Consider the following 13,000-nt stretch of genomic DNA (forward strand, 5'->3'; position numbering starts at 1 on the left):
TTTAGTTGTCCTTTTTCTTTTCGCCGAAAGAGAATTTAGACTCACTACCAGCATTAAGACGATTGATATTCTCGCGATGAGCCCAAATAACTGCCGCTGCTACAACAAAGACAGGAATGGTTGCCACAGGATCCATACCAAATAGCAGGCAGAATAGTGGAATAGCAACGGCCGCACCGATGGAGCCAAGCGATACATACTTAGTTGGCACGGCAAGCGTAATAAACACCGCAAGAGCTACAAGAGCAGCAAGTGGATTTACTGCAAGGCCACCGCCAAATCCAACAGCGATTCCCTTACCGCCATGGAAATGAAGCCAAGGCGAGAAAATATGACCAAGAACGCAGCAAGCATACACAAAAGAAACGATAAGCTCTGCCTCTGCATGATCATTTCCCGAGACCAGAGGAGTAAATCCCTGGGCTCCCAAGAACCAACGAACCAGCATGACGCTGACAATGCCTTTGCCTGCATCGCAAAGAAGCGTAAGAATGCCTGCAGCTTTACCAGCATTTCTTGCAACATTGGTGGTGCCAATGTTTCCTGATCCAAGTTTGCGAATATCTTCATGAGCCAGAACGCTTGCAATAATCAGGCCAAATGGAATGCCACCAAGGCCAAATGCAATTAGTCCAAAAATCAGAGCAACAACAATTCCAGACATTAGTTAGATTCGACCTTCTTACGGAATTTCAATCGAATAGGTGTACCAATCAGAGAGAACTTCTCGCGAAGTCTATTCTCAATAAAGCGCTCGTAGTTGTCATCAACAAGGTCTGGAGCATTGCACCAGAACGAGATAACAGGAGGCTTAGAGCCCGTCTGAGTAGCATACTGAATCTTAAGGCGACGGCCTCGGTCAGAAACCGTGTGTCCGCCTTCTCTAATCTGGGCGAGAAGCTCGTTGAGCTCGGAAGTCTTAAGCTGAATTGCGCGGGATTCTGCAGCCGAAAGAGCAGCGGCAAGTACCTTATCAATAGCGCGGCCAGTAAGTGCAGAAACGTTGATGGAAGCAATCCAAGGCGCAAAGGCCAGGCGTTTTTCTACAGAGATTGCTACCTCATCGCGCTTTGCCTCAGAATCAATAAGATCCCACTTGTTAAGCAGGAGTACCAGCGCACATCCACGCTCTACAGCCATGTTTGCAAGCTTCTGATCCTGCTCGGTGACGCCAATGGAAGCGTCTACTACAAGGAGACAGACGTCTGCGCGGTCCATTGCCTGCAGGCCTCTGACCAGACTGTAGTACTCAACGTCCTCGTGTACCTGGCTCTTTTTGCGAATACCGGCGGTATCAACAAGACGAATGGGAGTTCCCTTCCATTCAATCATGGTGTCAATTGCATCACGTGTAGTACCAGCAACATCAGAAACAATGGAGCGTTTCTTGTTAGCCAGGCGGTTTGCCAGTGAAGATTTGCCTACATTTGGTCGGCCAATAATTGCCAAGTTCAGAATGCCGTCATCCTCTGGCTCTTCATTTACCTCTGGAAATGCGTTGACAATGTCATCCAACAAGTCACCAGTACCGTGACCATGAGAGGCAGACAGAGGCAGAGGCTCTCCACAACCAAGTGCATAGAAGTCCCAAAGACCATCCTGCTCTGTAGCAGGGTTATCTTTCTTATTGACAACCAAGAACACGGGCTTGGCGCTCTTGCGGACAATGCGTGCAACCTCTTCGTCTTCATCGGTAACGCCAGTAGATCCATCTACCACAAAAACGATGACATCTGCTTCTTCGCATGCAAGAAGAGCCTGCTCACGAATGTGTGGAGCAAAGCGATCTTGCGATTTAATTGACTCAATACCACCGGTATCAATGAGCTTAAACTCACGACCATTCCAGTCAGCATCGTGATATGAACGGTCTCGGGTTACCCCCCTAGACTCGTGCACGATTGCATCGCGTTTCTCGGCAATTCTATTTACCAGCGTGGACTTGCCAACATTTGGGCGTCCAACAATAGCAACAATGGGCTTAGCCATGTCTCACCTTTCATTCAGTTGGTTTAATAATACCAGCAATACGTGGCTAATCCCACTCTTTGAGCGCTTTAATGCACGACTTGGCAATGTTTGTGGGACCAGGAATTGACATAATGACTTTGGCGCCGCGCGCCTCTATCTGCGCGGTTAAATCTGCCAGTGACATGCCATCAAGGGTGACTTTATCAAAATTAAACATGACCTCAGGAAGCACTACCAGAACATCTGTGAGGTCTTCAGGCACCTGGGCGAGAAGATCAACGGCGCAGATAAGTCCTGTGACGTTAACGTCTCCACCAAAGAAATCGTTGCGCACGGCAAAAGTAGAAACGTTGCCGTCAGCTGACCAATCGTCACAGAAGGTCTGGATGGTTTGCTGAGCAGCTTCTCCTACAATCAGCAAAATCTTGCGAGAACGAGCAGAAAGATAGGTATCTGCCTCGTCAAGAGCGGTACGCATAGTGTTACAGACCTCTTCAGCCTCATCGAGGAAGCTTCTGAGCATACCAATGCCGTCATAAAATTGCGGATAACCGTCATAGGTATACGCAGGTGGAATAGGTAGCTGAGCATCTACGTAGAACTCGTCAGAGAGCTGGAAGCGCGTAATACCCAAAGAGGCACGCGCACGCTCCTGGTAGGGCTCAACAATTTTGACTACAGAGCGGGACAGCTCCACATCATCAGAATACGAATGCGTAAAGCGTTTGGAGTCTTTGGTATAGCCAAGCGGAACAATGGCCAGAGAGGTAATCTGCTGGTGAGCCTCCACCCAATCAAGCGTTTTATCAAGCTCTTCACCGTCATTGATGTTAGGGCACAAAACAATCTGGCCGTGGATCTCAATACCAGCGTCCATGAGTTTCTCGAGAACTTCAATACCCCTAGCAGCACGAGCACCAATCAGATTACGGCGAACATCAGGTGAGATTGCATGCAGCGAGACGTTCATAGGCTCAAGCTTGTGAGAAATAATGCGCTCAACGTCCTCATCGGTGAGGTTAGTGAGCGTAACAAAATTACCCTGCAAAAAGCTCAGGCGGTAATCGTCGTCTCTAATGGAAAGCGAGGGTCGCATGTCTTCTGGCAGCATAGCCATAAAGCAGAACTGGCACGCGTTTACGCAGGTCTTGATGCCATCAAAGAGCACATCAACAAAGTCAACGCCCCAATCTTCTCCAGACTCACGCTCAAGCACACACTCATAGAGCTCATCATCACCAGGAACAGAAACTTCAAGCTCACAGAGGGAGCCGTCGGCCTCCCAACGCCAATCAATCAGGTCTTTTGGCACTACGCCATTGACCTTCTCGATAATCATGCCGGGCTCAAGGCCAGCCTTCCACGCAGGACTACCCTCTTCAACGGACTCAATCAGTGCGCCAAGTCCACCAGATTTTGTATTTCCGTAGTCTGCGCGCTGTTCCATATTAGGCGCCTACGATTTGTTCAATAGCTGATTTAACTGCATTGATATGAGCTTCCGGCGTAGAAGCGCCGGCGGTAATACCAATATGCTCTGCTCCCTCAAACCAAGAAGCTTGCAGCTCATCAGCGCCTTCAATGTGATAGGTTGCGGGGCAATATAGCTTGGAAATCTCTGCTAAGCGAGTGGTATTTGCAGAAATTCTGCCGCCAATAATAATCATGACGTCGGACTCTTTTGCAAGTCTCATGCACGAGTCCTGATGGCCCGCAGTAGCCTCGCAGATAGTATTCATGACGCGAAGCTCGTCAACAAGCGGAAGCACCGCGTTAACTACTTCAGAGAGCTTAGCGGCGCTCATGGTGGTCTGTACTACCAGGCCAACCTTCTTTGCAGCTCTCATAGCGTCCGCCTGAGCGGCAACTTCTTCCACGGTGTCAATAGCCAAAGAACCTGGCACGTGAGCCAGCGTAGCTTCTACCTCAGGATGTCCAGACTCTCCTACCACGTACACGGCATAGCCCTGCTTGGCGAGAAGTTCTGCGGCTCCGTGAGCTTTCTTTACAAACGGACAGGTTGCATCAAGTACGTCAACACAGCCGTCTTTGGCAATCTGCTCCTCTTGAGGAGTTACACCATGTGTGCGCAACAATAGCGCACTTCCTGCAGCTTCAGAAGCGGAATCAACAACCTCTACGCCCTGGTCTTTAAGAGACGTAACAACGCGAGGATTATGAATAAGCGGACCAAGCGTGCGCACGGGCGCATGAGCATCTTTAACGGCCTGCTGGACCATCTGAAGAGCTCTTTCTACGCCGTAACAAGCACCTGCTTCATCGGCAATTTTAATAGTAGGCACGAACTAATTCCTTCCGGGATGCTCTTTGAGCATTGCATCTCTTAGCTCGTATACCCGCTCCATGGCCACTTCTTCCATCTCTTTTGCCTGATCTTTACGCTTTGTAGAGGTCAGATCATTAAAAGAAACCTTCTGACCTGCACGAAGATACACCTTTACAGGCTTAACCAGAGGAGAACCTTTTTTCTTAATATCAAGCGCACCAATAATAGCTAGTGGCTGAACATCTACCTTGGCAAGCTGGGCGATAAGCGCAAAGCCGCCGTGGGTTTCTCCACGTTCAGTGTTGCTCCTGACTCTGGTACCCTCAGGATAAATGAGAAGCATTTCTCCCCTAGAAAGTGCCGTAGTTGCACGACGAATTGCCTTCATATCGGCAGTTCCGCGATCTACTGGAATACCGCCAAGTCTAGAAAGCGCCCACTGAAGCGGTTTGAATTTGTTGAACTCACTCTTGTAGATGGTTCTCACGGGGATACCGTGAACAAGCAGGTGGACAACAGTAACAATAGGGTCCAAAAACGTTGGATGGTTCATGATAAGAACGCGAGGGGTCTTATCGCCAACAAAGAGTTGGTCATTGTCCCAACGCCATCTAAACCAGATTTTTGTAATCAGTCCCAGTACACTGACTGCCAGCCATTTAAAGAACTTGGCTGGAGCTGGAAAATCAGCAAGCGCGGTATCGTAATAATCGTCAAATGAGTTTCCGCCAAAAGGACGCAAACGCTTAGATGCCGCTGCTATAGAAGACTTTTTCTCGGAGCGCTTAGGCTCTTCCGTGTGAGACTTCCCGTCATCAGAAGAGCTGCTCTCTGATCCATTTCCCTGGTGAGGAGCCCTGTGGTTGCGGGCATCTCTTTTGCCGAGTCCTGGATGCAGGGCAATAATAGCCGCAATAACCTCTTCAACAGAAAGCGCAGAAGAGTCAATGTGATGAGCGTCTTCTGCAGCACGAAGTGGTGCTGCCTTACGCTCAGAATCAGCCTTATCGCGAGCCTTGATGTCTTCGAGGATCTTCTCCTCACTCTTGGCATCTACCTGGGCATCGTTTCCGGTGGCTGCATCTCCACCCTGGCGCTGAACGGCTCGGCGGTGAGCACGAGCAGCAGGGTCTGCGGTCAAGAAAACCTTTACATCAGCTTCGGGGAATACCACGGTGCCAATGTCACGACCCTCTGCAACTACATCGCCATTCTCGCCAGCGCGACGCTGAAGCGTGACCATAGCCTCACGGACCTCAGGGATGGCTGCAACAGTACTGACGTTTCTGTCTACCTCTGGGGTACGAATTTCTGCAGTGACATTTGCACCGTTAGCGAAGACGGTTTGACCATTAACAGAGTTTCCAAACGAGATGCTAATGCTGCGTGCTACCTGAATGATTTTCTCGGTATCAGACATATCAATGCCTTGACGCAGGCATTCTACGGTTACCGAGCGATACATTGCACCCGTATCAAGGAAAATCAAATCCAGGCGATCAGAAAGGGCGCGAGCTACCGTAGACTTTCCGGAGCCTGCTGGGCCGTCAATAGCAACAATCATTACTTATCCCCCTTGGTGACACCCCAAATGTCACGAAAATCGTAAAAACTTGGCTCAGTGGAACGACGAATAACTTCTTCTGGATCAAGATTAAATCCACCAAGCTTGAAATCAGAACTGCCTGTACTAGTAAAGAAGATTGAAGAGACATTTGCAAGATGCACATTCCAGCTTGAACTTCCTGGGATGCCAAAAATCTCTGCCATCATAGAGCGCAAATAGCCGCCGTGAGAAATACAAACAGTGCGTCCAGAAAGACTGGAAAGCTCGTTAAGAATAGTGCGACACCTGCTTCTTACCTGCTCGTATGACTCTGCTTCTGGAGCAGGTATGGAGTGGCCGTTTTTGTCTGAGGTCCAAGGAAACGTAAGGCCATAGGGCTTTAAAATCTCTTCTGCATCAGCAAAACGCTTACTCTCCAAAATGCCAAAATCCATCTCTGCAAGGTCATCTTTTACCTCACAAGGAATACCAAGCTTGGTGGCAGTCATCTGGGCCATGTCTTTGCAGCGAGATAAAGGAGAGGTCCAAATTCTATCTGGATGGAATGCAACAAGTGCACGAACAGCGTGCTCTCGCTGTTCAACGCCATGCTCGGTAAGCTCAACGTCTCTTCTGCCGCTGAAAAAGCGCTGTGTATTAGCTACACTCTCTGGGTGGCGCATAAACAAAATGCGATGAACCTGAGCTGGAACTTCAAATGGCTGCATTATGTCTCCTCTCTGGGCGTATTTAAGCTGTTTGACGTGCACTTAGTAATCGTGCGACTAGTAGTTATTTGCTGGCATGTAAAGGCATGATGGGAGAAGCGCCAGGTTCTCTGCCAATAGTGCGCTCCAGAGCGGAAACTTCCTCTTCTGTAAGTAGTCTCCACTCACCTTCTTTAACGCCGGTAAGGTGGAGCGGTCCAAACGTGTCTCTGTGGAGTGCAAGAACTCTATGGTGAATAGCAAGAAGCATCTTTTTGACCTGGTGCTTTCTGCCTTCTCTAATAGTTACGCTGACCAGGGAGTTTGGCTCTCCTCCACCAGTTTTTCCTAAACCCTGTGGGGCGAGAAGTGCCTTCATCTTGGCATCGTTGGAAACAATCTCAACTTCTGCAGGAGCTGCAGGGCCGTCTTCAAGCTCAATACCCTCGCGCAGGCGATTGAGCTGCTCTTCTGTAGGTGTACCTACTACATGAGCAACATAGTGCTTCCATACATGCTTAGAGGGATGCAAAAGCTCTTGTGCCATCTGACCATCGGTAGTAAAGAACAAAAGACCCGTGGTATCCATATCAAGACGTCCAACAGGGAAAAGTCCCGGGTATCTGTCAGTGGGAACCATGTCCACAATGGTTGGTCTACCCTGAGGGTCTTTCATAGTAGTCAGATACCCTGCAGGTTTGTTGAGCATCAAGTAGACGGGTTTCTCGGCAATTGAGCAGACAATGCCGTCAACTGCTACAACATCTACTAGCGGATCAACCTTACTGCCAAGCTCGGTGACTACCTGGCCGTTTACCGTAACGCGACCAGAGGTCATCAGGCGCTCGGAGCCACGGCGACTAGCTACTCCTGCGCGCGCCAAAAAGCGCTGCAGGCGCATGGGGACAATACGCTCTTCTGCCACGGCCTATGCATCCTCTTGCGTATCGTAGCTGTCTCCCAAAAGAGAGCGCTCATCGTCAATGTCTTCTGCGGCTTCTTCAAGCGTTGAAGTGAAGCTTCTGCCAGAGAGTCTCTCGCGAATAAACTGCTTGGACTCCTCATCAGGGGCAAAGTCTTCCAGCGGCGGCAACTCTCGCAAAGATTTGAGGCCAAAGCGCTCTAAGAAAAGGGCTGTTGTGCCATAGAGAATGGCTTGTCCCCTATCTGCCTCTTTGCCCACTTCACGCACAAGGTTTTTCTCGCGAAGTGAAGAGATAACACCATCAGAGTTAACACCACGAATAGCTCGGACGCCCTCACGAGTAACGGGCTGGTGATAAGCAATAACCGCCAGCGTCTCAAGCGCTGCCTGAGAAAGGCGGCGCGTATCCCAGGAGAGCACAAAATCGCTGACCAGCTGATGGTGAGCTGGGTGCGTAAAGAGACGCCAACCGCCGGCTACCTCTCTGAGCTGAAAACCCCTGTTGCAGCGCGTATACTCCTCTGCAAGCTCTTTGAGCGCTTGGGCAACCTCGGCAGGAGCTGCATTGGTGACCTTGGAAAAGTCGGCCGTAGTGATTGCATCTGTTGCAACCAAAAGCAGTGATTCTAGTGCGCCTTTGAGTGACCCGGAATCTAAATAGGTAAGCTCTTCTGCCATAAGTTATTCCGCCTCTTTCTGTGCTTCATCGGGCGTTTGAGTTAACGATACTAGCGTTTGCTGGACGTCTTGGAGCGCATTTTGCGACAAGTTAAATCCATCAAGGTCTGGCTCATCACCAGATAGTTCTTCTAGTTCCAAAAGAACCGACTCATCAAGCTGGTATGAATCTGCGCCCTCTATGTGCTCAATCTCAATCTCGCCAAAGATGACATCCTGCTGAACACGAACAAGACCGCGCTTAAATAGCTCAAGCACTGCCAAGAAGTTTGCAACCACAATTTCTGGCGTATCTTGACCGTCTAAGAGCTCAGAGAACGTCACTTTGCCCTTAGAGCGCGTGAGTCGGTCCACAGAAGCTACCGTCAGGGCCACTGGGAGCCTTTTTGGCGCCACATGTTCTGCTTCAAGCAAGAATGTCTCACGTTTTGAGTCAATGTCCGCACAGATGACAGCAAGGCTTCTGAGGGTAATGCCCTCAAGATAGTCTGGCATGAGATTCAAGAAATCAGGATCTGGGCCCACTGAGCGTGGGAACATGTACGATTCTGCTTCCATACGACTACCTAGCGCAGCACCCGCATTTCTGAACTGCTTATAGGCAATAAGGCGAGCAATCAGTACTTCTCGCGCCTCGTCAGGAGAAAGTCCGTCAAGCTCGTCATCATACTTGTCTTCATCGTATGAATTTTTGAGCGAAACATCTTGAGGCACCAAGGCATGAGCCTTCATGTCTAAAAGTGTTGAGGCAACTAACACGAAGTCACTGGCAACGTCTAGGTCAAGCTCTTCCATGGCGTCAACTTCTGCTAAGTACTGATCAGCAACCTCAGAGATAGAAATAGAGCCGATGGCAACTTTTTGCCTACTTACTAGCTGAAGCAGCAGGTCAAACGGACCAGAATATGTTGCAGTATTTACTTTGTACGACATTAGATGATTCTCGCAAGCAGGCTCAAAATGACGTTAGAAATGCCCCCAATAATTGACGAGAAAAAGCCAGGCGCAAAGAACATGAGTCCCACAACAGCAATCATACAGTAAGGCTCAATGGCGTAGAACTTTTGACGGTTTTTCTCGCCAAGAAAATACAACAGCAGCTTAGAGCCGTCCAAAGGTGGAATTGGCAGCATGTTAAAGACTGCCAGGCTTACGTTGATCTGAATGTAGAAGATTACCAGCGAAGAAACGTAGTACATTACCAGCGGATTATACGCCGCACCAAATGCAACAGCTAATGCGTTGAGCAAACGCAACAACAGCGCGCCGAGAAACGCCTGCAAAATGTTAGACGTTGGACCTGCGAGTGCTACAAGAATCTCGTCACGGCGACGATCTTTGAGGTAGTTGGGGTTATAGGGAACAGGCTTTGCGTAACCAAAGCTAGGACCACCCATCAATACCAACATAAATGGCAAAAGAACCGTACCAAACAGGTCAATGTGTGCCAGTGGATTTAGTGTCAAACGACCAGACATTTTAGCGGTAGGGTCTCCACACTTGTATGCCACAAAGCCATGCGCAACCTCGTGAACCACAATGGCAAAGATTACCAGTGCAAATTCAGCAAGCGTTGTCAAAAGCGATGGAACTGATGTTAAAGCAGTTGGCACAACAATCCTTATCTCAACATCTGCAAAAACCGTGCAGACAGGCACGTACAAACAAAGACTCTCAAGAACATGACGTTAGTTACAAGACAATAGGTACAAGACAATTTTACCCAAGATTGGCAAAACTACCTACTCATCAATATCTGCTTCCATCTTTTCTGAAAGCTCCAACCACTCAGCCTCAAGAGCAGGAATCTTCTTGGAGAGCGCCTGGTATTCAGCCATGCACTCATCAAACTTTTGAGGATCGTTATAAAGAGCCTCGTCAGCCATAAGCGTCATGAGCTCATCGTAACGTTTGTGTGCAGGAGTTAGCGCTGCCTCAACCTCATCTAGACGCTTTTTGGTCTCCCTAAGTGCGCGGCTTCTACGATTGCGCTCCTCCGCCTCAGCTCTTCTCTGCTCCTTAGTCTTCACATTGCGAGAAGATCCTGCAGCTTGACCTGCCTCTGGACCAGCACTCTTAACCGCTCTTGCACCCGAAGTTCCATACGAGGACACGGTCTTGCTCGACGTCTCCCCCTGAGCTGCTGCTTGAAGCTCTGCCAGCTTAAAGAGGAAGTAATCGTAGTCACCGTCATAGACTGTAACCTTGTGGTCGCGAACGTCCACAACCTTATTAGCAACAGCTCTGACCAGGTGCTCATCGTGACTGATCAAAATGATAGTTCCGGGGAAGTCAACAAGTGCTTTCTCCAGAACGTCAACAGAGTCAATGTCCAAGTGGTTAGTTGGCTCGTCTAGAAGCAACAGTGGATCTGGAGAAACCAGCATCTTAGCAAGTGCGAGACGGGCGCGCTCGCCGCCAGATAGCACATTTACGCGTTTCTCAACGTCATCGCCATGGAAAAGGAAGGCTCCAAGCAATCTACGCTCTTCAGAAGTAGTCCAGCCCGCAGCAACGGTATCAAGCTCTGCAAGTACCGTATTTGCAGGATTGAGCTCTTCAAGCTGGTGCTGTGCATAGTAAGCTTCAGTGACGTTTTGGCCCAGGCTAATCTGTCCCGCATCTGGCTTAAGCTTACCAGCAATAAGCTTCATAAGAGTAGATTTACCAGCACCGTTAGGGCCAACAAGCGCAACGTGATCTCTTCGATACAGCTTAAGGTCAACGTTATCGTAGACAAAGTTATCCTCATACGATTTAGCCACGCCCTCAAGAGAGATGACGGTATCTCCGGTACGAGGAGGTTCTGGAAACCTAAAATGCATGTGATGAGATTGCTCTGGAAGAACTACCAGCTCTTCACGGATCTTCTCGACCTTTGCCACGCGCTCTTGAACCTGTTTTGCCTTGGTAGGCTTATACCTAAATCGCTCAATGAAGGTCTCCATGTGAGCAATGTCGCGCTCTTGAGCTGCACGTTTAGCACGAAGCTGCTCAAGATTTTCTTCTCGCTGATGCAGATAACCAGAATAGTTTCCGGTATACGTGACAAGCATACGATTCTCAAGCGCCGCCACGTGCGTTACGCATGCATCCATGAACGAGCGATCGTGACTTACCAGCAAAACCGTACCGTCATATGACGATAAGAACCTCTCAAGCCACTGAACAGATTCCAAGTCCAAGTGGTTAGTAGGCTCGTCCAAGAGCAAAACATCAGGACGACGTAACAGGAGTTTTGACAAAGAGATACGCATCTGCCAGCCGCCCGAAAACTCTTTAGCTGGCTTATCGAAGTCTTCAACGGGAAAACCCAGTCCCGCAAGAATCTGGCGAGCTCTACTCTCTAGTTCATAGCCACCAAGACGCTCGAAACGCTCCATAGCATGAGCGTAGTCTTCAAGATACTTATTGAGCGTTGCACCTTCGGGAGTTTCGGCAATTTTGATTGAAAGGTCGTTAACCTTTCTTTCCCACTGTTTAATCTCATGGGCAGATTCGATAACCTCGTTGAGGGCAGTTCTATCTCCCATGAGCTCTGTCTCTTGCTCAAGGTATCCAAGAGTAGCGTCTTTTGCAAAGGTAACAGTTCCCTCATCAGCAGACTCTAGGCCCATGATGATCTTTAGAAGCGTAGTCTTACCCGCACCATTAGGACCAACTAAAGCCCAACGCTCACCTGCATTGAGCTGAAGTGTTGCGTTTGAATAAAGGACTCTGCCGCCAAATGACTTAGAAATCTTATCCGCAAGAGCAATCAAGTGAACTCCTCATACATATCTGAACTGGATAAGTATAAGTCATTCACTTGATTTACGTGGTGAATTATGTAAATGAAACCAGGCTTATGAAGATTTATTGACGCTTCTTATGAAGGAAAAGAGCAGCACCAGCAACAACAACAGTTGCACCAGCAACGCCAATAATCAAAGGTAGCGTAAGCGCATTATCACCGGTATTTGGAAGAACGGACTTCTTAACCTTCTTAGCCTTTGGGGTCTCTGGCTGAGGCTCTGGTGCTGGAGTTGGCTCAGGCTGTGGCTCTGGAGCAGGTGTTGGATCTGGTGCAGGCGTTGGAGCAGGAATACGAGGATCAACAAAAGTTACTGTGGCAGTAGTATTTGTACCAGTGATCTGACCAACACGAACCGTAGTATCAATCTGGTAACCATCAATGGTGGTGAGCTGTGTGATGGTAGTGGAAGTGTTACCCATAAGGTTAGGAATTACAACAGAGCCATCTGCACCAGTTGTAAGAGAGTAGCTTCCGTCAGCCTCCATGGTGAGAATACCGGTCTGAGTAAATGGAGGTGTTGGGATACGAGGTCCAGCAACGTTTGCGGCAGTAGCCTTAAGAGTTGCACCGGCAATAGGATTGCCATCTGTGTCAACGACTTTAACAATAATATTGCCTAAAATTGGCTGGTTCTCCAGTTCAGCAACGACCACCTCACCTAAACCATATGTAGCGTCTTGAAAAACGTAAGAAACAGAGTCGACCTGAGGAACATAGCCTTCTTTATAAGTGGTTTGTTCAACTCTATAAGCACCGTCAGGAAGAGGAAGATAAGGTCTAAAGTAACCATCAGCGTCTGTGTCTCCCTCGGCCACGATGGTAGAACCACCTTGATAAATTACAACATGTACGCCCTCAATTGGTTCACGTGTGTATTTATCAACAGCAAGAGCACTAATCTCATTAGAGTCTGCAAGAGCAATTCTTGGAGTAATAACTGACACAACAAGCGTCAACGCAACAAGAATAGCAAGAACAATGTTTTTATATCGTTTCAATTCAATTCCTTAAAACCGAACCGTACTAGTAAATACTTCTATCTATAGTAAGGGAATTAGACATTAAATTAAAGATAATATCCAAGACTAAA

Annotated in this window: 12 protein-coding genes; all 12 read right to left on the reverse strand. The window is 48.6% G+C overall.

Annotation, left to right across the window (positions count from 1 at the left end):
• Position 1 precedes the first annotated feature (1 nt).
• A complete protein-coding gene (gene plsY, locus RWJ96_RS00210) occupies positions 2-664 on the reverse strand; it encodes a glycerol-3-phosphate 1-O-acyltransferase PlsY (RefSeq protein WP_314018279.1) in 663 nt (220 codons plus the stop codon).
• Positions 664-1,989, reverse strand: a complete 1,326-nt coding sequence (gene der / locus RWJ96_RS00215; RefSeq protein ID WP_314018280.1) for a ribosome biogenesis GTPase Der — start codon at positions 1,987-1,989, stop codon at positions 664-666. The genes plsY and der overlap by 1 nt, the downstream gene beginning before the upstream one ends.
• Positions 1,990-2,035: 46 nt before the next feature.
• Entirely contained in the window at positions 2,036-3,418 is a 1,383-nt protein-coding gene (locus RWJ96_RS00220) for a DUF512 domain-containing protein (protein WP_314018281.1), read from the reverse strand.
• A gap of 1 nt (position 3,419) precedes the next feature.
• The gene (gene ispH / locus RWJ96_RS00225; RefSeq protein WP_314018282.1) at positions 3,420-4,274 is read right to left on the reverse strand and encodes a 4-hydroxy-3-methylbut-2-enyl diphosphate reductase; all 855 of its coding nucleotides are present in this window, start codon (positions 4,272-4,274) and stop codon (positions 3,420-3,422) included.
• Positions 4,275-4,277: 3 nt separating this feature from the next.
• Positions 4,278-5,822, reverse strand: a complete 1,545-nt coding sequence (cmk, locus tag RWJ96_RS00230; protein WP_314018283.1) for a (d)CMP kinase — start codon at positions 5,820-5,822, stop codon at positions 4,278-4,280.
• Complete coding sequence (locus tag RWJ96_RS00235; RefSeq protein WP_314018284.1) at positions 5,822-6,532, reverse strand: histidine phosphatase family protein; 711 nt, start codon at positions 6,530-6,532, stop codon at positions 5,822-5,824. The genes cmk and RWJ96_RS00235 overlap by 1 nt, the downstream gene beginning before the upstream one ends.
• Positions 6,533-6,596: 64 nt before the next feature.
• Positions 6,597-7,436 (reverse strand): pseudouridine synthase, encoded by an 840-nt coding sequence (locus tag RWJ96_RS00240; RefSeq protein ID WP_314018285.1) that lies wholly within the window; start codon positions 7,434-7,436, stop codon positions 6,597-6,599.
• Positions 7,437-7,439: 3 nt separating this feature from the next.
• Positions 7,440-8,114 carry an SMC-Scp complex subunit ScpB gene (gene scpB, locus RWJ96_RS00245; RefSeq protein WP_314018286.1) on the reverse strand — a complete coding sequence of 225 codons (675 nt, stop codon included), beginning with the start codon at positions 8,112-8,114 and terminating at the stop codon, positions 7,440-7,442.
• Between the two features lie 3 nt (positions 8,115-8,117).
• The gene (locus RWJ96_RS00250; RefSeq protein ID WP_314018287.1) at positions 8,118-9,047 is read right to left on the reverse strand and encodes a segregation/condensation protein A; all 930 of its coding nucleotides are present in this window, start codon (positions 9,045-9,047) and stop codon (positions 8,118-8,120) included.
• On the reverse strand, positions 9,047-9,727 hold the full coding sequence (locus tag RWJ96_RS00255) for a site-2 protease family protein (protein WP_314018288.1): 681 nt from the start codon (positions 9,725-9,727) through the stop codon (positions 9,047-9,049). Before RWJ96_RS00255 ends, RWJ96_RS00250 begins: the two co-directional genes overlap by 1 nt.
• Positions 9,728-9,856: 129 nt before the next feature.
• Positions 9,857-11,875, reverse strand: coding sequence for an ABC-F family ATP-binding cassette domain-containing protein (locus RWJ96_RS00260; RefSeq protein ID WP_314018289.1), 2,019 nt, complete (start codon positions 11,873-11,875; stop codon positions 9,857-9,859).
• Positions 11,876-11,969: 94 nt separating this feature from the next.
• Positions 11,970-12,908, reverse strand: a complete 939-nt coding sequence (locus tag RWJ96_RS00265) for an LPXTG cell wall anchor domain-containing protein (protein ID WP_314018290.1) — start codon at positions 12,906-12,908, stop codon at positions 11,970-11,972.
• Between the last annotated feature and the right edge of the window lie 92 nt (positions 12,909-13,000).

The organism is Lancefieldella parvula (assembly GCF_963547875.1).
In the GTDB taxonomy this organism is placed as follows: Bacteria; Actinomycetota; Coriobacteriia; order Coriobacteriales; family Atopobiaceae; genus Lancefieldella; species Lancefieldella parvula_D.